This is a genomic window from Streptomyces sp. NPDC003300 (assembly GCF_040610915.1).
GTDB lineage: Bacteria > Actinomycetota > Actinomycetes > Streptomycetales > Streptomycetaceae > Actinacidiphila.
Window position 1 is genome coordinate 214,019 of sequence record NZ_JBEXNE010000003.1, and the last position, 23,228, is coordinate 237,246.

The 23,228-nt window shown below is 71.6% G+C and carries 24 protein-coding genes; 13 read left to right on the forward strand and 11 right to left on the reverse strand.

Features of this window, described 5'->3' with window-relative positions; genetic code table 11:
• Positions 1-162: 162 nt before the first annotated feature.
• Positions 163-1,215 carry an alanine racemase gene (locus tag ABZX65_RS05890; RefSeq protein WP_355335191.1) on the reverse strand — a complete coding sequence of 351 codons (1,053 nt, stop codon included), beginning with the start codon at positions 1,213-1,215 and terminating at the stop codon, positions 163-165.
• Between the two features lie 117 nt (positions 1,216-1,332).
• On the opposite strand from ABZX65_RS05890, the gene ABZX65_RS05895 reads away from it, so the two are divergent.
• From ABZX65_RS05895 to ABZX65_RS05910, 4 genes are all read left to right on the forward strand, one after another.
• Entirely contained in the window at positions 1,333-2,724 is a 1,392-nt protein-coding gene (locus ABZX65_RS05895; RefSeq protein ID WP_355335193.1) for a serine hydrolase domain-containing protein, read from the forward strand.
• Positions 2,725-2,884: 160 nt separating this feature from the next.
• Positions 2,885-5,203: a pyruvate dehydrogenase gene (locus ABZX65_RS05900; RefSeq protein ID WP_355335196.1), complete on the forward strand. Its 2,319-nt coding sequence runs from the start codon at positions 2,885-2,887 to the stop codon at positions 5,201-5,203.
• A gap of 155 nt (positions 5,204-5,358) precedes the next feature.
• The gene (locus ABZX65_RS05905) at positions 5,359-5,892 is read left to right on the forward strand and encodes a DUF2231 domain-containing protein (RefSeq protein WP_355335199.1); all 534 of its coding nucleotides are present in this window, start codon (positions 5,359-5,361) and stop codon (positions 5,890-5,892) included.
• Positions 5,893-6,117: 225 nt separating this feature from the next.
• The gene (locus tag ABZX65_RS05910; RefSeq protein WP_355335201.1) at positions 6,118-6,684 is read left to right on the forward strand and encodes a hypothetical protein; all 567 of its coding nucleotides are present in this window, start codon (positions 6,118-6,120) and stop codon (positions 6,682-6,684) included.
• Positions 6,685-6,709: 25 nt separating this feature from the next.
• Here ABZX65_RS05910 and ABZX65_RS05915 read toward each other — a convergent pair whose 3' ends face one another.
• From ABZX65_RS05915 to ABZX65_RS05925, 3 genes are all read right to left on the reverse strand, one after another.
• Positions 6,710-7,387, reverse strand: a complete 678-nt coding sequence (locus tag ABZX65_RS05915) for an HAD-IA family hydrolase (protein WP_355335204.1) — start codon at positions 7,385-7,387, stop codon at positions 6,710-6,712.
• Between the two features lie 10 nt (positions 7,388-7,397).
• On the reverse strand, positions 7,398-8,447 hold the full coding sequence (locus ABZX65_RS05920) for an NAD(P)-dependent oxidoreductase (RefSeq protein WP_355335206.1): 1,050 nt from the start codon (positions 8,445-8,447) through the stop codon (positions 7,398-7,400).
• A 208-nt stretch (positions 8,448-8,655) separates the two neighbouring features.
• Positions 8,656-9,585, reverse strand: a complete 930-nt coding sequence (locus ABZX65_RS05925) for a helix-turn-helix transcriptional regulator (protein WP_355335208.1) — start codon at positions 9,583-9,585, stop codon at positions 8,656-8,658.
• A 250-nt stretch (positions 9,586-9,835) separates the two neighbouring features.
• Here ABZX65_RS05925 and ABZX65_RS05930 point away from each other — a divergent pair, with 250 nt between their 5' ends.
• From ABZX65_RS05930 to ABZX65_RS05945, 4 genes are all read left to right on the forward strand, one after another.
• Positions 9,836-10,165, forward strand: a complete 330-nt coding sequence (locus ABZX65_RS05930) for a carboxymuconolactone decarboxylase family protein (RefSeq protein ID WP_355335210.1) — start codon at positions 9,836-9,838, stop codon at positions 10,163-10,165.
• 186 nt (positions 10,166-10,351) lie between these two features.
• Positions 10,352-10,756, forward strand: a complete 405-nt coding sequence (locus ABZX65_RS05935) for a cupin domain-containing protein (RefSeq protein ID WP_355335212.1) — start codon at positions 10,352-10,354, stop codon at positions 10,754-10,756.
• A gap of 192 nt (positions 10,757-10,948) precedes the next feature.
• Entirely contained in the window at positions 10,949-11,602 is a 654-nt protein-coding gene (locus ABZX65_RS05940) for an SDR family NAD(P)-dependent oxidoreductase (protein WP_355335214.1), read from the forward strand.
• 38 nt (positions 11,603-11,640) lie between these two features.
• A complete protein-coding gene (locus tag ABZX65_RS05945) occupies positions 11,641-12,612 on the forward strand; it encodes an aldo/keto reductase (protein ID WP_355335216.1) in 972 nt (323 codons plus the stop codon).
• 80 nt (positions 12,613-12,692) lie between these two features.
• On the opposite strand, the gene ABZX65_RS05950 is transcribed toward ABZX65_RS05945, so the two are convergent.
• Positions 12,693-13,055 (reverse strand): hypothetical protein, encoded by a 363-nt coding sequence (locus ABZX65_RS05950; protein ID WP_355335219.1) that lies wholly within the window; start codon positions 13,053-13,055, stop codon positions 12,693-12,695.
• A 153-nt stretch (positions 13,056-13,208) separates the two neighbouring features.
• The gene (locus ABZX65_RS05955) at positions 13,209-13,865 is read right to left on the reverse strand and encodes a TetR/AcrR family transcriptional regulator C-terminal ligand-binding domain-containing protein (RefSeq protein WP_355335221.1); all 657 of its coding nucleotides are present in this window, start codon (positions 13,863-13,865) and stop codon (positions 13,209-13,211) included.
• Between the two features lie 97 nt (positions 13,866-13,962).
• Between ABZX65_RS05955 and ABZX65_RS05960 the strand changes: the two genes are divergently transcribed.
• A complete protein-coding gene (locus ABZX65_RS05960) occupies positions 13,963-14,613 on the forward strand; it encodes a CatB-related O-acetyltransferase (protein ID WP_355335223.1) in 651 nt (216 codons plus the stop codon).
• A gap of 15 nt (positions 14,614-14,628) precedes the next feature.
• Here ABZX65_RS05960 and ABZX65_RS05965 read toward each other — a convergent pair whose 3' ends face one another.
• The gene (locus tag ABZX65_RS05965; RefSeq protein WP_355335226.1) at positions 14,629-14,808 is read right to left on the reverse strand and encodes a hypothetical protein; all 180 of its coding nucleotides are present in this window, start codon (positions 14,806-14,808) and stop codon (positions 14,629-14,631) included.
• Between the two features lie 84 nt (positions 14,809-14,892).
• Between ABZX65_RS05965 and ABZX65_RS05970 the strand changes: the two genes are divergently transcribed.
• Positions 14,893-16,026, forward strand: a complete 1,134-nt coding sequence (locus ABZX65_RS05970; RefSeq protein ID WP_355335228.1) for a phosphatase PAP2 family protein — start codon at positions 14,893-14,895, stop codon at positions 16,024-16,026.
• Positions 16,027-16,122: 96 nt separating this feature from the next.
• On the opposite strand, the gene ABZX65_RS05975 is transcribed toward ABZX65_RS05970, so the two are convergent.
• Positions 16,123-17,367 (reverse strand): MFS transporter, encoded by a 1,245-nt coding sequence (locus ABZX65_RS05975; RefSeq protein ID WP_355335231.1) that lies wholly within the window; start codon positions 17,365-17,367, stop codon positions 16,123-16,125.
• 53 nt (positions 17,368-17,420) lie between these two features.
• On the opposite strand from ABZX65_RS05975, the gene ABZX65_RS05980 reads away from it, so the two are divergent.
• Positions 17,421-18,245 (forward strand): helix-turn-helix transcriptional regulator, encoded by an 825-nt coding sequence (locus ABZX65_RS05980; protein ID WP_355335233.1) that lies wholly within the window; start codon positions 17,421-17,423, stop codon positions 18,243-18,245.
• On the opposite strand, the gene ABZX65_RS05985 is transcribed toward ABZX65_RS05980, so the two are convergent.
• The 3 genes from ABZX65_RS05985 to ABZX65_RS05995 all read right to left on the reverse strand — a co-directional run bounded on the left by ABZX65_RS05985 (position 18,198) and on the right by ABZX65_RS05995 (position 21,583).
• On the reverse strand, positions 18,198-19,727 hold the full coding sequence (locus tag ABZX65_RS05985) for a GDSL-type esterase/lipase family protein (protein ID WP_355335236.1): 1,530 nt from the start codon (positions 19,725-19,727) through the stop codon (positions 18,198-18,200). The two genes, ABZX65_RS05980 and ABZX65_RS05985, sit on opposite strands and share 48 nt — an antisense overlap.
• Before the next feature lie 139 nt (positions 19,728-19,866).
• Entirely contained in the window at positions 19,867-21,012 is a 1,146-nt protein-coding gene (locus ABZX65_RS05990; RefSeq protein ID WP_355335239.1) for a permease, read from the reverse strand.
• On the reverse strand, positions 20,912-21,583 hold the full coding sequence (locus tag ABZX65_RS05995) for an STAS domain-containing protein (protein WP_355335241.1): 672 nt from the start codon (positions 21,581-21,583) through the stop codon (positions 20,912-20,914). Before ABZX65_RS05995 ends, ABZX65_RS05990 begins: the two co-directional genes overlap by 101 nt.
• 130 nt (positions 21,584-21,713) lie before the next feature.
• On the opposite strand from ABZX65_RS05995, the gene ABZX65_RS06000 reads away from it, so the two are divergent.
• Positions 21,714-22,100, forward strand: coding sequence for a helix-turn-helix domain-containing protein (locus tag ABZX65_RS06000; protein ID WP_355335244.1), 387 nt, complete (start codon positions 21,714-21,716; stop codon positions 22,098-22,100).
• Between the two features lie 167 nt (positions 22,101-22,267).
• Entirely contained in the window at positions 22,268-23,170 is a 903-nt protein-coding gene (gene htpX, locus ABZX65_RS06005; RefSeq protein WP_355335778.1) for a zinc metalloprotease HtpX, read from the forward strand.
• Positions 23,171-23,228 lie beyond the last annotated feature (58 nt).

The following is a 23,228-nucleotide window of genomic DNA, read 5'->3' on the forward strand; positions in this document are numbered from 1 at the left end:
GCGTTCTCCTTCGCGGATTGGCGATCGACGACGAGGCCGTCAAGGTGCCTCGAGCGATCAAACTGTCACTCCCCCGGCGGCCTCGTTTCGTGAATGAGACCGAACCTCGGGCGGGGATTGGTGCGGGTTCACCACACAAGGACCCGCGGCGCGGGAAGTCTGCTAGCTGTTGCGCCCTCGCGCGGCGACGGCCCAGGGGCGCAGGCCGCCTCCCTCGTCGATCCATAGCCGCTCGGCCAGGTTGACGGCCGCGCAGCAGTGGTTGGGCACCACCGCGACCTGGCTGCCCAGCGGAGGCAACGGGGCGCCGCCCAGGTCCACGACGGCGTGGTGCTCGGAGACGAGGACGATCCGGGCGTCCGGGTGGTCGAGCAGACGTCCTCCTCCGGTGTTGAAGGCAGCCTTGTCGGCGGCGAGCACCTTGCTGCCGGAGTCCAGGACCGCACGGCCTCCGGCGTGGCTGACGACCGTCGCACGACAGGTCAGCGCGACGTCATCGGGTTGCGTCGTCCCCAGCTCCCACTGCTGCGCGTCCCCGAAGACGTAGACCCCGGGTCGCACCTCGGTGACCGCCTCTGGCCGGGTGTCGGCCAGGCTCGGCGTCGATCCGCCGCTGACCACCGCGACCTCGATTCCGGCGTCCTCCGCGGCCGCGCGCGCGACCGAGAGCGCTCGTGCCTCGTCAGCGGCGGCCGTCGCCCCGGCGTCCATGGCGTAGCTGTGTCCCGGAAACGTGAAGACTCCCGCGACCTTCGCACCCGAGAGCTCGGCGGCGGTCGCGACCAGGCCCGCGTCCGAGGGGCGACAACCACTGCGGTGGTGACCGCAGTCCACTTCGATGACCACCTCCACGCCGAGGCGGCCGACCAGGTGACCCGCCCGGGCGGCGCCCTCGGCCGAGTCCACGCCGATCGCGATGCGGGCCCTGTCCGCCAGAGCGCCGAGCCGGCCGGCCGCCTGGCCGTCGATGTGCAGGGGGTAGGCGATGAAGAAGTCGGTCACGCCGCTGTCCGCGAAGACTTCCGCCTCACCGATCGTCGCCACCGTCAGTCCGACGGCGCCGGCCGCGATCTGGCGCCGGGCGATCCGGGGCGACTTGTGGGACTTGGCGTGCGGGCGGAGCGCGAGGTCGTTCGTCGCGGCCCACTGTGCGACTCGCCGGATGTTCCGGTCGAGCCGATCCAGGTCGACGTGCAGGTAGGGGGTGTTGGGCATGGCCGAATCCTCCTCGCCGCTCCGACGGCGTGATTGGTGAGTGGCGCCGAAGACGAGCGGCGCTCTTCGTACGGCCGGACAACGAATCCCGGGCAGCGGCCCGGCACACTGTCCGATATGACGACACCAAGGGTGGACCGACGGGAGTTCCAGCAGCGCCTGGACGATCTCGCGAATCGGTACGGCGTCCCGGGGGCGGCGGCCGGCGTGTTGGTCGACGGGAGGACCACGGTCGTCGCCACCGGGATCGCGAAGCTGGGTACGACCGTTCCGGTGACGACGGACTCGGTGTTCCTGCTCGCCTCCATCACCAAGGTGTGGACCGCGACGCTCGTCCTCCAGCTCGTGGACGAGGGGCTGGTCGACCTGTCCTCGCCGGTGAATCACTACCTGACGCCGCCGCTGCGGTTGGAGGACGAGGAGGTGGCGCGCACCGTCACCGTCGGACAACTGCTCTCGCACTCCGGCGGGTTCTTCGGCGATGCCGCCGAGCCGGACGTCCGGAGCGACGACGCCGTCGAGAAGATCGTTGAAAGCTACAGCGGCCTGGCTCAGCTGCACCGGCCGGGAGCGGTGTTCTCCTACTCCAACTCCGGGTACAACGTGCTGGGCCGGCTCATCGAGTGCGTGACCGGATCGACCTGGGACGAGGCGTTGCGGACGCGCCTCATCGAACCGTTGGGGCTCGGCAGCACCTCGACGCTTCCCGAGGAGACCATGACGAGACCGCTCGTGGTCGGCCACGTGCCGGCGGCGCCGGGGTCGTACGATCTCACGCCGGTCTCGACCTGGCTCGACCCCAGGACGTCGGGGCCGTGCGGGGGGACGCTGGCGGCAACCCCGGCCGACCTCCTGGCGTTCGCCCGGCACCACCTCGAGGACGGTCTGGCGCCTTCGGGCGCGCGACTCATGAGTCCGCGGACCGCGCGGACCATGCGGGAGCCCCACATCGCGCAGCCGGATCCGAGCCGGGGTCCCGCGTGGGGCTGGGGATGGTCGATCGAGCGTCTCGAGCCGCGGATCGTCGGCCACATCGGGAGCACCTGCGGTCAGCAGTCCCGGCTGGTCCTGGCGCCCGACCACGGCGTCGCCGTCTGCGTCATGGCGAGCGGTGACATCCAGGGCATGGGTGACGAGCTGGTGTCCGAGCTGTTGCGGGAGCTGGTCGGCGTCGGCCTGCCGACCACGCCGGGCCCGGTCGACGCGGACATCGACGTCACGCCGTACGTCGGGCGGTTCCGGATGAGCGACGAGGCGACGATCGACGTACGGGCGGAGGCATCGGGTCTCATCGCGTCCTTCACGACGAGCGGCCGGTGGGCAGACTTCCACGGGGACTTCTCGACGCCGATGACCTACGCGGGCGGAACGACGTTCCTCATGTCGATGCCGCCCGTGACCGAGCCGGTGGCGGCCACCTTCCTCTGGGCGGACGGGCCTGGCGGACCCGCGACCCACCTCGCGTCGCAGATGCGGGTCGCTCCCCGGTCGGAAGCCTCTCCGCGGTGACGGCCCCGGTCGGAGTCCTCTGCGCCGTGATGGCCGGCGGTACGCGGGCCGTGCGGCGGCCGGGCGGTCCGGCGCGCCCCGGAGGTCGTCGTCCGTGTCATCCCACCCCGTCGCGGCGCGTACACCGCGCGCGTCCACCGCATGTCTGCGAGGCAATCCGATGACCGAGACCTCCTCTTCCGTGGCATCGGCGGCTCCCGCGGAGGAGGTGCTGCGAGAGATCGCCCGCAAGGTGCTCTGGATCGCCACGTCGATCGTCGACGCGGCGAACCGCGGCCGTCCCAACGCCAGTGGCGTCAAGGTCGGGGGCCATCAATCGTCCAGCGCCTCGATGGTCGACATCATGGTCTCGCTCTGGTTCGCCGAGCTGACCCGGAACGACCGGGTGTCGGTCAAACCGCACGCGTCCCCCGTACTCCACGCGATCAATTACCTCATCGGCGACCTTGACGCCAAGTACCTCACGACACTCCGCTCCAAGGGCGGGTTGCAGTCCTACCCCAGTCGGCTCAAGGATCCCGACACCGTGGATTTCTCCACCGGCTCGGTCGGCATCGGGGCGACTGCCGCGCTCTGGGCGGCCATGTCCCACCGCTATCTGACCTCGCACTTCGACTCCACGCCCGAGGCAGGCCGCTTCATCAGCCTTCTCGGGGACGCCGAGCTCGACGAGGGCGCGGTCTGGGAGGCCGTCGCGGACCCCTCCACGGCGAAGATGGGCGAATTGCTGTGGGTCGTCGACCTGAACCGCCAGTCGCTCGACCGCATCGTGCCCGACGTCCAGATCCACCGCCTCATGGGCATGTTCGAGGCAGCCGGGTGGCAGGTGATCACGCTCAAGTGGGGGCGGAAGGTCAGCGCGCTCTTCGACCGTCCAGGAGGGGACGACCTGCGTACGCGGCTGGAGACGATGCCCAACGAGGAGTACCAGCGCCTCCTGCGTGTCGACGCCGAGCAGATCGCCGACCGGATCGTCGGCGACGACGGGTCCGAAGCGCTGCGCGAGCTGCTGCGGTCGGTACCCTCCGACCATCTCGCGGTGGCCCTGCGGGACCTGGGCGGGCACGACATCGGCCTGTTGCTCGACACCTTCGCCCACGTGGATCCGGATCGGCCGACGGTCGTCTTCGCCTACACGGTGAAGGGGCGCGGCCTGCCTACGGAAGGGCATCCGAACAACCACTCTGCCTTGCTCACCGACGTCCAGATGGAGGCGCTCGCCGAGTCGGTCGGCGCGAACCCGGCCGACCCGTGGCGACGGTTCCAGGACGGGTCCTTCGCGGCGACGCTGTGCGCGGAGCGCGGGCACGCCCTGCGGCGGCGCGCCGCTGTCACGAATCCTCGGCCCGATGCCGTTCCCGCCACCTTGTCCCGGAAGCACCGCGCTCCGATCTCGACCCAGGCGGCTCTGGGTCGTTTTCTCACCGATCTGACCCGCGAGGCACCGGAAGTGGCGCGCCGCGTGGTGACCTGTAGTCCGGACGTCGCGTCCTCGACCAACCTCGGCGGCTGGATCAACAAGACGGGGGTCTGGTCGGTCGCGGACCGACCGGACTGGTTCGCCGATGACCCCGAACGGGTTCTCAAATGGTCCGAGGGCGCCGGTGGTCAGCACATCGAGCTCGGTATCGCCGAGGTCAACCTGGTGAGCCTGCTCAGCGAGCTCGGTTCGACCTGGTCGCGGTGGGCCGAGCGGCTGGTCCCGATCGCCACCATCTACGACCCGTTTCTCTCACGAGCCCTGGAACCCTGGTCCTACGGCATCTACGCCGGTGGTCAGTCGATCATCGTCGGCACGCCGTCGGGCGTCACCCTCGCTCCCGAGGGAGGAGCGCACCAGTCGATCACGACTCCGTCGATCGGCTTGCAGCAGCCGGGCTGCGTCGCGTGGGAGCCCGCGTTCGCCCAGGACCTCGAGTGGTGCTTCCTGGACGCGATCGACCACGTGGGGGTCCCCGGCGGGACGTCGGCGTACTTCCGGCTCTCGACCCGCCCGATGGACCAAGCGCTTGCCCGCTTGCCCGAGGACCCTCTCCTGCTGGAGCGGCGCCGACGCCATGCCGTTGCCGGCGGCTACCGCCTGACCGATCATCCCCTCGCGGACGAGCGGGTCACCCTGGTCGGGGTGGGAGCGATCATGCCTGAGGTCGTGGCGGCGGCCGATGCCCTGACCGGGCTCGGTGTGACCGCCGGCATCGTGTGCCTGACGAGCCCGGACCTCATCTTCCGGTCCGCGCAAGGCAAGGGGAGCGATATCGCCTCGGCTCTGTTTCCCTCGGAGAGCCCTGCCCCCTTGCTCACCGTCATGGACGGCCACCCCCACACGCTTGCCTTCCTGGCGGGGCTGCGCGGTGACCGGACCAAAAACCTCGGCGTCACCGAGTTCGGCCAGTCGTCCGCCCTCCAAGACGCCTACAGGATTCACGGGATCGACACAGCGACGATCGTCGATGTCGCGCTCAGCCTGACCGGCCGCTGAGCCGGGGACTCCTCTGGGCGGACGGCTGCCGGCGGGCCGTATTTCAGAAGGACTTGAGAAGTTGGCGTGGAAGGCTGCGATCTCCTTCCGAGCAGCGGCGGCCGGGTTGCCCGGTGGGCCCGCTGCGCACGTCCTCGTCTGTGGAGAAGCCCCCCATGAGTCTTACGCATATCAACGGCCTTCCGGCGCACGTCCTGTTCGTGCACTTCGTGGTGGTGCTGGTGCCGCTGACGGCCCTGGCCGCGGTGGTCTGCGCGGTCCAGCCCCGGTATGCCCGGCGCATGGGGCTGTCGCTTCCGCTGCTGGGGCTGGTGACCCTGGCGCTGGTGCCGGTCACGACGCATGCCGGGGAGTGGCTCAAGGCCCGTGTGGGCGACGATCCTCTGGTGCGTAAGCACGCGGAACTGGGCGACGGTCTGCTGCCGTGGGCGATAGGGCTGTTCCTCGTGACGCTCGGGGTCTGGTGGCTGGGGCGCCGGACCGCACGGTCCGGGGAGCCGGCCGCCGAGAGCGTTCCGTCCGCCGGCGCGCGGCGGAGCCTGCCGACGGCTGTGCGCGCGACCGCCGCCGTAGTGGCGGTGATCGTGTCCGCCGGCGCGGTCGTCGACGTGTACCGCATCGGTGATTCCGGCGCGAAGGCGTCCTGGAACGACAACTACGACAAGCACCCGTCGGGACACAACGGCTGACGGGCACTCCGCACCTCGGCGCCGAAGGACTCCGATCGGCTTCCACGGACCTGCCTGTGAGGTCAATGGGACGCCATCGCGGCCCTTCGGTCACCCGCGCGGGTGAGGTTCGGCGTGGGGCGGTTCGACCGGGCAAGGGGGCGGGGCGCCGGTGCGTAACTTGGTGCCGCGGCCCGCCGTCGGCGCGTCGGTGTCACCACATCCCCCCAGGTCAAGGGGTCTGTCATGAAGCGCGTCATCTCCCTCGCCGTTGGCGTGGCCGCCGTTGCGGCCACTGCCTCAGGATGCGGCAGCTCCAGTTCCACGACGTCCCTCACCCCCCATTCCAGCGCCGGCGCCACCACCGCGAGCGCCAGCGCCTCCGCGTCGACCGGCGGCGCCGCCACGGTGAAGACAGCGAACTCGCCGCTCGGTCAGATCCTGGTCGACGCCTCCGGCAGGACCCTGTACCTGTTCAAGGCCGACACCGGGAAGACGTCGACCTGCAACGGATCCTGCACGCGGGCCTGGCCCCCGCAGACCACGACCGGAAAGCCCCACAACAGCGGCGTGACCGCCTCAATGGTCGGAACGAGCACCCGGTCGGACCACTCGACCCAAGTGACCTACCACGGCCACCCGCTGTACTACTTCGCCAAGGACACCAAGCCCGGAGAGACCAACGGCCAGGGCCTCAACGAATTCGGCGCGCTGTGGTACGTGGTCAGCCCCAGCGGCAACGCGGTCACCACCGCGGCCTCCACGTCGGCCTCACCGTCGACCGGCTCCGCCAGCGGCGGAGGCGGGTACTGAGGCGCGGTCCCGTCCATCACTCCGCTCACCGGCGCAGCAGGTCCGCGGCGGCGAGACTGAGTACGCCGTCGTGCCAGGCGAGGCCGCGCAGGTCGCGGACGACGACGGGGGCGTGGGTGGCCAGTGCGCGCCGCCCGACCCCGACGACGACCGCGCCTGCCGCGGCTCCGGCCGCCGCCCCCGCGGCGCTGTCCTCGAAGACGACCGTCCGGGCCGGGGCGAAGCCCAGTCTCCGGGCCGCGGCGCGGTAGCCGTCAGGGGCTGGTTTGCCGTGGCTGACGTCGTCCGCGGTGATGAGCACGGGCGGAGTGGGCAGTCCCGCCGCCGCGAGGCGGGCCCGTGCCAGGAGGGTGACTCCGGAGGTGACCACCGCCCACCGCTCGCGCGGCAGGCTCGTGAGGAGGCCGAGGGCACCGGGGAGCGCTGTGGTGGTGGCCGCGGCCTCGACCTCCATACGGTCGATCGCGGCGAGTGCCGCCGGCCGTTCGTCCGGGTCGGTCACCAGGAGGGCGACGGTGTCGGCCGACCGGCGGCCGTGCACCATGGCGGTCACCTGTTCCGGCGGCAGGCCGCGGTCACGGGCCCATTGGCTCCATGCCCGGTCGACGCCGTGATCGGAGTCGACCAGGACCCCGTCGTTGTCGAAGAGCAGGCCGTCGCAGGGGATGTCGAGCGCGGAGGCCGGGTGGGGCTGTGCGGTCATGGACGGTCCCTCAGGTCACGGGGCGGTTGCGGTAGCGGCCGACCAGTTCACGGGCGGCGGTCTGCATCCGGGCGGGCGGGAGTCCCTGGGCGATGAGGGTGAGGTCGTCGAGAACCATGTCGCCGATGGTCTCGAAGGCCGCCGGGATGCCGCCCGCGCGGTGTGCGGACAGGACGAGACCGTCGAGGGAGCGGGCCGGGTCGTCGGGGGCGACCGGTTCGTCCGGCCAGACGTCGATGCCGGCCATGACGCGCCCGCGCGCGACGTGGGAGAGGAGCGCCGGGTAGTCGACGACCGGGGCGCGGCTGACCAGGACGAGCCGGGCGCCGTCCGGGAGCAGGTGGAGCTCGCGCTCGCCGATGAGGTGGCGGCTTTCGTCGGTGACGGTGGCCAGCACGAACACGAAGCGGCTGCGGGACAAGGTCTCGTCCAACGAGGCGGGCAGTACACCGTGTTCGCGCAGGACACCGGGCGGCAGCCAGGGATCGTACACACGGATGGTGGGCCGGAAGGGGGCGAGGAGGCGGTTGAGGCCGCGGCCGAGGTTGCCGAAACCGACCAGGCCCACGTCGGAGCCTTGCAGCAGTACGGCGTCCGCGTTGCCGTCGGAGACGTACCGCTCCCGTCCCGCGCGGAAGGCGCGGTCCTCCCGGCTGATGCCCCGGGCGAGGTCGAGCGCGAGGGCGAGCGCGTACTCGGCGACGGCCGGCGCGTAGGCGGGGCCGCAGCCCAGGACGTGGATGCCGCGCTCGAAGCAGGTCGCGTAGTCGACGTTGGGGAAGAAGTTGCCTTCGACATTGAGCAGAGCCCGCAACCTGCCCGCGCGGGAGAGCCGTTGGGCCGGAAGGTCGGGCTGCCCGACGATCGCGAAGGCGTCGGGCAGGACCTCCTCCAGCGCTTCCTCGGAGGGGTCCCTCTCCAGGTCCACCACGGTGAAGCGGTCGCGGAGCGACCCCAGGGCGGCGGGGGTGAAGATGCGGTCCGTGCGCTGCGGGGCGGGGCGCAGGACCACAACTGGCCTGGCGGGTGCGGGGGTTGGGTCCGGGGCGGGCGTGCTCATAGGGCTCCTCGCGTACGTACGTCGGAACTTCGGACGACCAGGTCACGGTCCGCCGCCCTTGGCTTGGCGCCAGTGGCCAGGAGGCCGACCAGCGGCGGCGGCCTTGTCGGCACGGCCACCCGCCAGCCTGCCATCGCGGACGTCATCATGCGTTCATGAGCGGGGGCGCCGGGCCGGGTCGTCGGCCGGTGTCAGGTGGCGCCGGGGCTCACTGGTGCAGGTGGCCGCCATGCTCCGCGCCGCCGGGGAAATGGTGCTCGGCGCCGACGGAGGGCCGAGGGTCGGGTCCGGTGGGTTCGAGGGTGGCGAACCAGGTGGCGAGCAGTTTCAGCGCGTCGTGGGCGGGGCTGCCGGGCTCGGCGCTGAGCGCGGTGAGGGTGAGGCCGGGGTCCGTGGGTACGGGCAGGGCCTCGAAGGCGAGGTCGAGGTCGCCGACGACGGGGTGGTGGAAGCGTTTGACGCCGGTGTGGTGCAGGCGGACGTTGTGCGCGGCCCACAGCGTACGGAATGCCTCGCTACGGGTGGACAACTCGCCGATCAGGTCGCTCAGTTCGCGGTTGTAGGGGTCCCTTCCCGCTTCGGTGCGGAGCAGGGCCGCGGCGGAGGCGCGCTGCGTGTCGAGTTCGGTCATGTACTGGTCGGCGCCCGGATTGAGGAACTGGTAGCGGGCCATGTTGACCGGGCGGGCGGGGTCCTGGAACAGGGGCCAGTACAGGGCTTTGCCGAGGCGGTTGGTGGCGAGCATGTCGAGGCGGCCGTTGCGGATGAACGCGGGTGCGTCGGTCATCGCGTCCAGCAGTTGCCGCAGACCGGGCCGGACGGGCTGTGCGGCCCGGCGGCGGGCGGGGCGCCGGGTGGAGCTGGCGGTACGGGCCAGGTCCATGAGGTGGGCACGCTCGGACTCGTCCAGTTGGAGGGCGCGGGCGAGGGCGTCCAGGACGGCTTCCGACGTGCCGGAGAGGTTGCCGCGTTCCATGCGGGCGTAGTACTCGGCGCTGACCCCGGCGAGCAACGCGACCTCCTCGCGGCGCAGCCCGGTGACCCGGCGGTGGCCTGCGGCGGGCAGACCGGCCTGCTGGGGGGTGATCCTGGCGCGGCGGCTGGTGAGGAACTCGCGGACCTCGCTGCGGTTGTCCATGCCTTCGAGGCTACGACGATCCCGAGCGGTGAGGGGTGTACTGCCAGTACACGTATCAACGGGTCCTTCCGCACGCCTGCGACCTGCCGTTTCATCGTTGACAGGCCGGTTGACGGCCGTCCGCCGCTGCGCTGGCACCCCCGGTGAGGGCAGGGCGGAATGGAAGGGGACAGACGCCCGCGCCGTCGTTCGAGAGGGCACCCGCGCCGTCGCGTGAGAAGGCGCCGGGCCCCCGTGGAAGGAGACCGTGATGCCGGAGGACCAGCAGCCCGGAGGACCGCGTCAGCAGTTCGGGGACATCGCCCCGGTACTGGCCGGATACACCGAGGACGTGCTGTTCGGGCAGGTGTGGGAAGACCCGGACCTGTCCTCGCGCGACCGCAGCCTGGTGACCGTGGCCAGTCTGATCAGCAGCGGCAGCACCGAGCAGCTCGCGTTCCACCTCGGCAGGGCGAGGGAGAACGGGCTGAGCGACAAGGAGCTGATCGCGACGGTCACGCACCTGGCGTTCTACGCCGGATGGCCCAAGGCCATGTCCGCGCTCACGGTCGCCCGCCAGGTATTCGCCGACGGCACCTGACGCAGGGCCCGCCAGGCACACGCGACACCGCGTGACCCGCCGCCCGGCAGGCGCTCGCCGACACCGCCTGACGCACGGCCCGCCAGGCGCTCGCCGACACCGCTCGGCCCGGCTTCGCTCCGCGCGCGGCCGTCACCCGCCGCGCGTGAGTCGGCCGCCGCTTTACGGACACAAGGAGAGACGACCATGGAGATCATCCAGCCTCCCGCGACGGCGAAGCTGCCGCCGGAGATGTTCACCGGAGACGCGTGGGCGGACGTGATCCACCGCGGCGAGGACCCCTCCCGCGTGCGGATGAACATGGTGCGCTTCGCGCCCGGCGCCCGTACCGCCTGGCACTCGCACGGCCTGGGCCAGACCCTCTGGATCGTGGAGGGCATCGCCCTGGTCCAGTCCCGCGGCGGCGACATCGTCGAGGCCCGCCCCGGGGACGTCATCGTCACCCCCGCCGGCGAGGAGCACTGGCACGGCGCCGCGCCGGACCGCTTCATGGCGCACATCGCGCTGTGGGAGGGCGACGACGTCGACTGGCTGGAGCACGTCGGCGACGCCGAGTACACCGGCCCCCGGCGCCCCGCCCGCACCTCCTGACCAACGGCCCGCACGGTCACCGCGTACGTCCGCGTGCCCCTCGCCGACGGCGCCCCCCGTACCCGGCGCGGTCGCCGAGGCGCGTCCACGGCCCGCCGCCCTGCCCCGGACCGCCCTGCTCCGCACACCGCCCTCCTCCCCCGCGCCATACGGGCCGCGAATGACACCGGCCCGGAGATTGGAAACCCTCCCGTGAACCCCCAGTACAGCTTCGAGGGGCAGGTCGCCCTGGTCACCGGCGCCGCCTCCGGCATGGGCCTGGCCACCGCCCGCGCCTTCGCCCGGTCGGGCGCCGCGGTCGTCCTGGCCGACGTCGACAAGGACGCCGTGGACAAGGCGGCCAAGGAACTCACCGACGCCGGTCACCAAGCCCTCGGCGTGGTCTGCGACGTCACCGACGAGGCCCAGGCCGCCGCCGCTGTCGACCGCGCGGTGGACGCCTACGGCCGCCTGGACATGGCCTTCAACAACGCCGGCATCCAGGCCCCGCCCACGGACGCCGCCGACGAGAGCGCCGAGAACTTCGACCGCGTCAACGCCGTCAATCTGCGCGGCGTCTGGGCCGCCCAGAAGCACGAACTGCGCCACATGCGCACCCAGGGCTCCGGCGCGATCGTCAACTGCTCCTCGCTCGGCGGCCTGGTGGGCCTGCCCGAGCGCGCCGCGGACCTGCGCCTGGACCCGGACTCCGTCACCGCGCTGGACACCGCGAGCGACCCGGACCCGGCCCCGTACCCCTACGGCCCTTTCGGCTCCGCCCAGCGCGACCGCACCGCCAACGACCCCGAAGCCCTCGGCGCCCTCATCGACCAGCACGCCGAATCCGGCGGCGCCGGGCAGCACTGATCCGTCCACGGACGTCCAGCACGAAAGGGAGCCTCACCATGGAGTACGTCCGCCTCGGCGCCACCGGCCTGAAGGTCAGCCGCCTCGCGCTGGGCTGCATGAGCTACGGCGACCCGGCCGTGCCCGGCGCCCACCCGTGGGCCCTGACCGAGGACAAGGCGGGACCGTTCTTCCGGCAGGCCGTCGACCTGGGCATCACCTTCTGGGACACCGCCAACGTCTACCAGGCGGGCACGTCCGAGGAGATCACCGGCCGCGCGATCCGCGAGTACGCGCGGCGCGAGGACATCGTGCTCGCCACCAAGGTCCGCGGCAGGATGCACGACGGTCCCGGCGGCGAGGGCCTGTCCCGCAAGGCCGTCCTCGAACAGGTCGACGCCTCCCTGACCCGGCTGGGCACCGACTACATCGACCTGTACCAGATCCACCGCTTCGACGATGACACCCCGGTCGAGGAGACGATGGAGGCGCTGCACGACCTCGTGAAGGCCGGGAAGGTCCGCTACCTCGGCGCGTCGTCGATGTACGCCTGGCAGTTCGCCAAGCTCCAGCACGCCGCCGACCTCGGCGGATGGACCCGCTTCGGGTCCATGCAGAACCAGTACAACCTCCTGCGGCGCCAGGACGAACCCGAACTCATGACCATGTGCGGCGACATGGGCGTGGGGCTCGTTCCCTACTCCCCGAACGGCAAGGGCCGCCTCGCCCGCCCCGCCGGTGAACAGAGTGCCCGCTCCCGTACCGACCACGTCGTGCGGTCCTTCGACAGCCCCCACGACGGACCCGTCATCGACGCCGTCCAGCAGGTCGCCGAATCCCGCGGCGTGCCCATGGCCCACATCGCACTCGCCTGGGTCCTCCGCAACCCGCTCGTCTCCGCGCCCATCGTCGGCGCGACGCAACCCCACCACCTTCAACAGGCCGTGGACGCGCTCGACTTGAGCCTGTCGGACGAGGAAGCCGCCGCGCTGGAGGCCCCCTACGTCAACGCCGGACCCTCCTGGTTCTGATCACGGACCCGCGTGACGGGGCGTGCGGTTCTGCCGCGTCGGACCCTTCCGCGCCCGCGCGCACCGAACATGACGCTGCGTCAGCCGGCGGCGTAGGCGCAGCCGCCCGCGGTGATCGTGGTGCCGGACACCGCTACCAGCGAGCAGGTCGCGATGACGTTGGAGGCGTTGAAGGGCACCCAGCGCCCGGAAATGAGCACCTCCTCCACGAATTTGGCCAGGTGGAAGACGTACGTGGGACCGGAGTCCGCCCAGCCGGGGCAGGCTGTGGTCGTGGTCGTCAGCGGCGAGGTGATGTTGTTGGGGTTGCCCGCGGCCCTCACCGAACCGCCCGAACAGTTGACGGCGGTCGCGGCATCCGCCGACGGCACGGCGGCCAGGGCGAGGACGGCGGCGGATCCCACGGCCACCGCGAGGGCGGTGGCACGCTGCGTGTGCTTCATGGCTTCCCCCTGCTGCGGCCGAACGCGCGTCGGCCGTCACCGACATTGTGGGAAGGCCCACCCGCCCGGTTCCAGACGCCCCCGATGGCAACTTCCTGCGCGCGTCGGGCGGAAGGCCGGACGGAAGGGGCCCCGCCGCCGGTGGCGCGCGGTTCATGGCGTGGCGGCGGGGGGCGGGTGGGGTGGCGCGGTCGGGGCTCGGCGGGTGGAGAAGGCCCCTGCGGCGGCGGCCAGGGTGACGGTGTGCGCGGCGCGTTCGGGGAGTCGGGGGTCCGGGTCGGCGCGCAGGAGTACCAGCTCGTGGTAGACGGGCGCCGTGGCGGCGATCAGCAGGCTCCGCGCGTCCGTGTGCGGGGCGGGGAGTTCGCCGCGCTCGACGGCGCGCTCGACGAGGATCTCGCACTGGGCGTACCGGTCGGCCCACAGTTGCCGCTGGGCCAGCGCGGCCTGTTCGGAGTGGAACGAGGCGGCCATCAGGGCGACGGCGAACGACGGCTGTACGACCAGGGACTCCTGGATCTCCTGGTTGAGGGCGGTCAGATCGCCGAGCAGCGAGCCGGTGTCCGGCGGTATCCAGTCGATCTCGCCGGCGGCGCCGATGACGTCGACGAGCAGGCCGCCGACATCGCGCCACCGCCGGTAGACCGTGGCGCGGTGCACTCCGGCCCGCGTCGCGACGCCCTCGATCGTGAGTCCTTCGTGGCCGCTCTCGGCCAGTTCGGCTCGCACCGCGTCGAGAACCTGGGCGCGGACGCGGGCGGTGCGACCGCCGGGACGGCGGTCCGATGTCGTGTTCAGCGGGTCTGTCATCGGCAGTCATTATCCGGTTGATCCAGGCGGCAGGGCCGTGCCAGCATCTTAACGCGACGCTTGTCGCTCTAACCGCCGGAGAGGAACCGCCTCCACGATGCCGCCCGTTCCCGCCGACCCCACCGTGCTCCACCCGATGCCCGAGCACCCCCGCGTGGTGCTGCTCAAGCCGTTGGTGAAGTCGCCGCTGATCGAGGTCGGCGACTTCTCCTACTACGACGATCCGGACGACCCGACCGCGTTCGAGACGCGCAACGTTCTCTACCACTACGGTCCCGAGCGGCTCGTCATCGGCAAGTACTGCGCGCTGGGGGCGGGCACCCGGTTCATCATGAACGGCGCCAACCACCGTATGGACGGCCCTTCCACCTTCCCGTTCCCCACCATGGGAGGCTCCTGGGCGGAGCACTTCGACCTGATCACCGACCTGCCCGGCCGGGGCGACACGGTCGTCGGCAACGACGTGTGGTTCGGGCACGGCGCCACGGTGATGCCCGGCGTACGCATCGGTCACGGCGCGATCGTCGCCGCGGGCTCCGTGGTCACCCGCGACGTCCCCGACTACGGCATCGTCGGCGGCAACCCCGCCCGGCTCATCCGCACCCGCTACGACGCCGCCGACATCGCCCGGCTCCTCGCCGTGGCGTGGTGGGACTGGCCGATGCGGCACATCACCGGGCAGGTACGGACGATCATGTCGGGGACCATCGCCGACCTGGAGGCCGCCGCGCCGACCGACCAGCCCTGACACCGCGCACACAGGTCACCTACGACGACGATCCGGCCGACCGTCCAGCAGCCGCAGGTCGATCCGGTCGGTGAGGGCGCGCGAGGGCGCCATCAGGTATTCCCCGTGCTCGTCGAGGTCATCGATCTGGTAGATCACCGGCGCGGCGGCCCGGCCGCGGCCCGGCCGCGATACGTAGCCGCGCCGCGGCCCCACCCGGTGCCACTGAACCCGCCGACCGAGGGCAGACGAACTCGTACGCGTCACGTACGACGTCGCCACCGGGAGACAGGGGAGAACGTGTTCGGGAACGTCGCTCTGCCGATCGCGACCGTCAACCGACCAGGGCCCGGCCGACTGGCCCGCGCGCTGCCCGAGGCGGCCCTGCTGGCGGCGGTGTACGCGGGCTACAAATACGGCCGCAAAATCGCCAACGGCCATACGGACGACGCGTTTCCCCACGCGCACTCGGTGTGGGGCCTGGAGCGCGCCCTGCACCTGCCGAGCGAACGGCTCGTCCAACGCGCCGCCATGCACTGGGAAACGGTGATCCACGCCGCGAACTACCTCTACGCGACGGTGCACTTCCCGGCGATGGCGCTCTTCCTCGGCTACATGTTCCTGCGCCGCCCGACGCATTACGTGTGGATCCGCCGCGCGATCGTCGTCCAGACCGCGCTGGCGCTCGTGGGCCACCTGCTCTACCCGCTCGCCCCGCCCCGGATGCTCACCGGCTCGGGCATGGTCGACACCGCGGCCCGCTACGGTCCCGCCGTCTACCACGGCACCCCGCAGAACCACTCCATGTCCAACCAGTTCGCGGCGATGCCGTCCCTGCACGTCGGCTGGGCCCTGGCCATCGCGGTCGGCATGATCGCCGCCCACCGCTCCCGGGCGCGCTGGCTGTGGTTGCTCCACCCCCTGATCACTCTCCTGGTGGTGGTCAGCACGGCCAACCACTACTGGCTCGACTGCGCCGTGGGCTGCGCTCTGCTGGGTCTGGCGATCCTGATCATCCCCTCGGCCACCCCGCGCCCGCGCGGAGTCGCGCTCCCCGCACCGGGTAGACGCCCCCGTATGACGCAGCCTGCCGACCACACGAGCCCTTCCCCGCTCTCCCCCGCCCCCTTCACGCCCGCCGCCGAGCCCGACCGCGGCACCCGCCGATGGGGCCAGCGCCTTTACGTGCTGGGCGCCCTCGTCTACGTCGCGGGAATCACTATCGCCCTCCTGACGGCCCACCCCACGGCCCGCGCCGCCGTGTGGACCGTCGCCTGGGCCGCCCTCGTCCTGGGCGCCGGAGGCGCGGGACTCCTCTGGATCCGCCGCCACAAGGCGACGAAAGCCCGGGCCGAAGCGCTCAGCGAACCGCCGGTGGAAGCACCGGCGGAGGCACGGACCGAACCGCGCACGGAAGTCCGCCACTTCGACTGAGCCCCGCGCGCCGCGCCGCTGACCCGCTTCCCCAGCGGTGCGGCGCGGTGCGGCTCCCTGCGGGGCAGAACAGCCGAACCCCGCTCCTGCGCTCGCCTACGCACGCTTGCGCAGGACCAGCCAGGAAGAGGCGAGGACCCCGGCCCCGGCCGCCGCGCCGAGGACGAGCAGCGTGGTCCGAGGGGTGAGGTACTGGAGCGCGATGCCGCCCGCCACCGCCGGTAGCGAGAGCCCGACGTAGCCGGCGAGGAAGAACCCGGAAAGGCTCTCGCCGAGCTTGTCGGGAGGCGAGAGGGCGACGACGCTGCCGAGGGTCCCCTTGTACAGGATCGCGGCCCCGGCGCCGATCACGCCGCCGCCGGCCAGGAACAGACCGAGGCTGGGAGTGGGCAGCCAGGCCGCCACGACGACCATCGCCAGGCCGGCGAGGTCGATCGGGAGGCCGACGACGAGCAGTCGCCTGACCGGCCACGTGCCGGTGGCGACCAGGGCCACGATGCCGACGGCGCACGCGATGAAGATCGCCAGCCCGGCCATCGCCAGCGACGTGTCGCCGATCACCGTGGCCAGGAATGTCCCGGCCAGGCCCAGGAAGATGGCGACTCCGGCGTAGGCCACGAACACCTCGACCAGCAGCCCGAAGTACCGGGGCCTGGCATGGATCGGGACCGAGACCCGCTGGGGGCGGTACGGCGGCAGGGGGCGCGGCCGGTGGCGGGTCTCGGGTGACGCGATCAGGGCGATCGCCCCGACGACCAGAGCGGCGAGCAGCACCAGGTAGGGCAGGACGAGCGGGTGCGGCGCGTACTGGGCCAGCAGGCCCGCGCACAGTCCGCCGAGGCCGAGCCCGCCGAAGTTGGCGCCCGCGGCGGCCAGTTGGGGTCGCCGGACGGTCTCGGTCCCGGGGCGGTGTCCCGTGTGCAATTCGTTGAGGTAGGCGGTGGCGGTGGAGACGGTGAGACCCACGGCCACCCCGGTCAGGACGCGCGCGACGAACAGCCCGGCCAGGCCGGGCCAGAAGATGAACACCACCGCGCTGACGCTCGACAGGCACACGGCGGCGAGCAGGTGGACGCGGCGGCCGTGGACGTCGGAGAGGTGGCTGGCGAGGGACAGGCTCGCGACCACGCCCACCGCGTAGGCGGCGAACACGATCGTCACCATCAGCGACGAGAAGTGATCCCGGTCGGCGTAGAGCACGTAGAGCGGGCTCGGCGCGGTGGAGAAGGCGAGCACCGCCAGGAAGACCCAGGTCGCGGCCCAGAAGCCGAAATGGTGATGGCGCGGAGAGGGCACCGGTCGTAGTGAGGCGACGGGTTGCCCGGTGGTGGAAACGGTCATGAGTCCAAGATCGTCATTCCCCGCCCGACCTACCACCGGTATAGTGCCAGGTGATGCCGGAAAGTAGCCACATCGTCGACAACGCGCTGGAGATGGGCAGCCTGCCGCTCCTGCACGGCGACCATGTCCCGTCGCACCGCCACGGGCAGGGCCATCTCGTGTACCCCGCCACCGGTGTGCTGTCGGTCACGACCAGGGAAGGCACCTGGATCGCACCCGCGACCCGGCTGGCCTGGACGCCCGGCGGCTTCGAGCACCATCACCGGGCCTACGGGTTCACCGACATGCGCGTCATCTTCCTCCCGGCCGCCCTCGCCGCCCGCCTCCCGGACCGCCCCGCGGTGTTCGCCGTCTCGGCCCTGGTCCGCGAGGTCCTGCTCGCCCTGACCGACGACACCGACACGCCCCGGTCACCGGCGGCCCTCGACCGGCTGCGCGCCGTCGTCATCGACGAACTCGTGCCCGCCTCCGAGGAACCGTTGCACCTGCCCGAGCCACGCGACGACCGGCTCCGCGCGCTCAGCCGCCTCCTGCACGACGACCCCGCCGACAACGCCACCTTGACCGAACTCGGCACGCGGGTCGGCGCCGGCCAACGGACCCTGACCCGGCTCTTCCACGACGAGCTCGGCATGAGCTTCCGGCAGTGGCGTACCCAACTGCGCCTCCACCACGCCCTCACCCTCCTCGCCGCCGGACACACGGTCACCCACACCGCGGCGGCCTGCGGATGGGCCAACCCGACCAGCTTCATCGAGGCCTTCACCGCCGCCCTCGGAGCGACCCCCGCCCGCTACCGCCACGATCCCGACGCCCGGCGGCCGATCGCCTCACCGCACCGGAGCCGAGGGCGACGAACTGTCCGTGGTACCGGGTGACGTGCCGTCCGTGGGCGCGTCGCTCGGTGTATTGCGGAGCTCGGCGAGTGCCTGCTGGTCGGCGAGGGCGATGGCCAGTTCACCGGCGGCGGTGGGGTGCAGCGGAGCCTGATCGGCGGCGTTCTGGACGAAGGGCTGCTCGCTGCACAGCCGGTGGCCTTCGAAGTCCGGCTGGGCGGTGGCGAAGTGGAAGGCGTCCGCGCCCTGCTGGAGCACGGCGTTGAGGTTGGCCAGGCGGGATTTGAGGACCTTCACCTTCGCCTCGGTGAGGCCGTCCTTTTCGAGGCACCTGATGTCGGGGCCGAAGGGCTCGTAGTACTGGTTGATGAGCACGTCGGGGTGGTGAGGGAGGTCGGAGAGCTGCTGGAGCAGATCGAGGTAGTTCTGCGAGAACGTCGAGAGCTGCTCCTTGAAGTACGCCGTGGACGCCTTGTCGTCGCAGACGGGCGCTTTGGCGCACAGGCCCGTCAGCACGGCCCAGTTCATGTCGTTGGCCCCGACGCTGACGATGATCACCGACGCGCTCGACGCGCGCTGCGCCACCGCGAGCTGCGGCGGTACGGCCTGGTCGCCGCGGAGCTGTACGCCGAGGAGGCCGTCGGTCACGGTCGCGCCCTGGCAGGCGAGGTTCAGCACGTTCCAGTCGTTGACCCGGCCGAGAACGGCGGCGAACGCGTCGGAACTGCGCCCGCAGGTCTTGTCCAGCGCGCTGGGGTCCTTGACCGGCTGGTTGCCGATTCCCGCGGCGGTGGAGTCGCCCAGCACCACGGCGTGCACGCCGGTCAGCTGCGGTCCCTTGGCCGGGGCGACCGGCTCCGTCGGCGCGCGCCCCACCAGGTCGTCGAGCGTACGCACCTGCCGGAGCGCCTGAGGAGTGCCGGACGCCATGAGGTACACGCCGAGCGCGTTGACGGCGCTCACGGTCAGGACGCACACACCGACCATCGTCAGCGTGGTACGGCGCGGGGCGCGCCGGATTCCGGCCACGGCCACCGCGACGACGGCCGCGCAGCCGGCCGCGATGAGGAGCTCCCAGACGCAGTAGCGGATCCACCCGGCGGCCAGTTGCCGGCTGAGGGTCAGCTGGAGTGTGTCGTGGTCGTCGGACCGGACGATCTGGTTGACCTGCGAGTTGATGCTGATGTCCGCGAGCTTCAGGCGCGGCCGGATCGGTCCCTGGAAGTGCGGTTCGGTCGCCAGCGCTTCTCCGAACAGGTCGAGTTCGCCGGGTCCTGACAGGCTGAGGTCGGGCGCGACGGCGCCCACTTCGACGGTCTGGCCCGCCGCGGTGACGGACTGCATCGGGGTGAGACGTACCGCCAGCCAGATGGACGCGACGCAGACCGCGAGCAGCGCGACGACGGCCAGGAGGCTGTTCCGGCCGCGCCGGAGCCAGCGGCCTTTCGCGCTGCCGCGCCGGGGGCGGGCCACCGCCTCGTCGTCCCGGCGTTCTTGGAGGATCGGCAGTTCTGCTTTCGGCATGTCCCTCGCTCTCCGGCGGCGCCGGCCACTGATCGCACATCATCCGTTATATGGACGATACGACGTCCACCGCGCGGGATGTCGCGTCGGTGGGCCTGCGGCGGGTGATCCGTTCCGCCGTCAGCGGGCCGATTCGGCGTCAGCGGGCCGGTCCGCCGTCGTGCCCCCGGACGCCGCCGTGACGGTCCGGGCCCTCGGGCGCCCCTCCCATCATGCGGAGCATGGGCATCCCGCCGGTCCGCCAGAAGCGGATCACCAGTGCGGCGCCGACCAGGAGGAAGACGATGTTGAGCCAGGTCGTGTAGTCCCAGGAGATCCCGGCGGTGGGAATCCTCGCGTCGGCCTGATCGGGAATCAGGCCGAGCCCGCCGAAGACGAACTCGACGGCGTATCCGGCGACGACCATGGCCGCGTAGAAGGCGCCGAGCAGGTACAGCGCCATGCGGGCGCCGTAGTACCGCCGGTAGATGTTCAGGACGGGCAGGATCAGCAGGTCGGCGAAGAGGAAGGCCACGACCCCGCCGAAGCTGATGCCGCCCTTCCACAGCACCACCGCCAGCGGCACGTTCCCGATCGAGCAGACGAAGGACAGCAACGCCACCACGGGACCGATCAGCGGGCCCCACAGCTTGGACGCCAGCGGGTGGCCGTCGAAGAAGAACGCGCCCCAGAAGGCGTCGGGTACCCAGGCCGCGACGGCCCCCGCGACGAACAGACCGATCGCCAGGTCGCGCGCGATCGCCGCCCATTCCATGACGAAGACGTGCGCCACGGAGGTGAGGCCCTCGCCCGACAGCAGCCGCCGGGCGAAGGAGCCCTGCCGCCGCACGGACATGTCCATCGCCGCATGCCCCTCCATCGAACCCGCCAGCCCGCGCCCGGCCTGCTCACGGGCCTGCCTCACCAGCGGCTCGCGCAGGGTGAGCCGGAAGACGACCGCGAGTACCAGGATCATGACCGGGCCGCCGGTGAATTCGGCGGCGGTGAACTGCCAGCCCATCAAGAGGGCGAGGATCACGCCGAGCTCGACCACCAGATTCGTGGAGGCGATCTCGAAGGCCATGGCCGCGGTGAAGTCCGCGCCCTTGCGGAAGAGCGAGCGTGCCAGCGCGACGGCCGCGTACGAACACGACGACGACGCCGCCCCGAGCGCCGAGGCCCGCAGGAGCGTACGCGGCCGGTCGTCACCGAGCAGTCGTACGACCGTGGACTTGCGCACGACCGCCTGGACCACCGCGGACAACGCGAATCCCAGGATCAGCGCCCACGTGATCTCCCACGTCATCGACCCGGTGATGGACAACGCGTGCAGGAGTGGGTGCATGGCCCCCATCCTCGTGGGTGGGGGCCTGCCATCCGGGCAATGACGTCTCCGCCCGCGTCATACGGAGCGGCCTTTCGCGGGCGGAACGGATCGCTTCCGGCGGGCGGCCCGGATCCGGGGGCGGCGGCCCGTCGCCCCCGGCGTAGTCGAAGAGCCCCGCGGCGCCGGTCAGGCCCAGCACCCGCTGGACGGCCGGGCTGACGGCGGTCAGCCGGAGTACCGCTCCGGTGCACTCGGCCACGCGCCGGGCCCGGAGCAGCGCGTTGAGCCCGCCGCAGTCGAAGAAGACGACGCCGCTCAGTTCCAGGCTCAGGCTGTCGCTCTCGCACAGCAGATGGTCGATGAGGACGCGGGCGAAGGTGTCCGCGCCGGTGAAGTCGATCTCGCCGCTGACCGTGACGACCGTGTGGCCGGCGCGCTGGCTCACCCGTACGGCCAGGGCGTCGGTCGGATGGGTGATCATCCGGGAGGTGTGGACCGCCGCGCCTGCGTCGTCGTCGTGCGCGGAGAGTCCGCGATCCCATTCGGACATGTCGAGGGCCCTCGCCTTCCCGATCCGGTGGCCACACCAAGTTTGTGGGCGGGCAGCAGAGGCGTCAAGCAAAACGTGAATCTGTGTTCATGCTTTGCGGATCGTGAATCGGAGATCCTACGATAGGGCGATGGACGATTCTGAGCCGCGCCCCGCCACCGGATGGACGTTCCTGACCAATCACGCACGTGTCCTGGCCGTCATCGCCCGCGACCCCGGGAGCCGGGTGCGGGACATAGCGGCGCGCTGCCTGCTCACCGAGCGCGCCGTACAGAAGATCATCGCCGACCTGGAGAGCGAGGGGTATCTCACGCACACCCGGGTCGGACGCTCCAACCTCTACGAGATCCCGGCCGGCACGGTGTTGCGCCACCCCGCCGACATGGGCCCGACCGTCGCGGACCTGCTGTCGATCCTCACCGTCCACCGGAACGGTTCCGAGCCCGGGCCCGCAGCCAAGCCCGAGCCCGCAGCCGGGTCCGAGTCCGCAGCCGGGTCCGGGTCCGGAGCGCGCTGACCTGCGCCGACGGGCACCCCCCGGGGCCGGGGCCCGGCTGCCCGGCACCGTCTCGCGGGCGACCTCGCGGAGCATACTGGGAGGTAGTGGACCACGGCGGCCGACCGCCGCACACGGCGGGTCGGCGGGCCGGGTCCGGCCCGCTTGAGATGAGGTGGTGAGCGGTGGTGCGCTCCCGGTTCGCGCCCGACTGGCGGCTCACGGTCCGCATGGTGACGGTGATGTTCCTGCTGGGCCTGGTGTTCGTGGCCTTCATCGCCGTGCTGGTCGCGCTGCTGAAGTCCGTGGTGGTCGTGGTGGTCATCGCGGCCGGCGTGCTGGCGGCGCAGTATTGGTTCTCCGACCGGATCGCGCTGTTCGCGATGCGGGCCCATGAGGTCACCTCGCAGGAGCAGCCCGAACTGCACGGCGCGGTCGACCGGCTGTGCGCCCTGGCCGACATGCCGAAGCCGCTGGTGGCCGTCTCCGAGATGGACCTGCCGAACGCCTTCGCCACCGGCCGCAACGCCGACCACGCCGTGATCTGCGTGACGACCGGCCTGCTGCGGCGCCTGGAACCGGGCGAGCTGGACGGCGTGCTCGCCCACGAGCTGTCCCACGTCGCCCACCGGGACGTCGCGGTGATCACCATCGCCTCCTTCCTGGGCGTGCTCGCGGGGCTGCTGGTGCGCTTCGTCTTCTACTCGGAACTGTTCGGCCGGGGCCGCCGCGACCAGAACACCGCGGCGCTGCTCGCGATGATCATGGCGGTGTCCGTGGTCGTGTACGGGCTGAGCTTCCTGCTGATCCGGGCGCTGTCCCGGTACCGCGAGCTGGCGGCCGACCGCAGCGCGGCCGAACTGACCGGACGCCCCTCCGAACTGGCGTCCGCGCTGGTCAAGGTGAGCGGCACCATCGCCCGTATCCCCACCGAGGACCTGCGCACCGTCCGGGCCTTCAACGCCTTCTTCTTCACCCCGGCCCTGAAGGAGGGCTCGGCCCTCGCCTCGGTCTTCTCCACCCACCCCAGCCTGGAACGCCGCCTGGACGCCCTGGCGAAGCTCTCCACCGAGATGGGCCTGCGCGCCTGAGCGGTCGGCGCCGTCCGTCGAGGTCGTCGGGATGAGCGGGCGCCCTGACGCCTGGCCT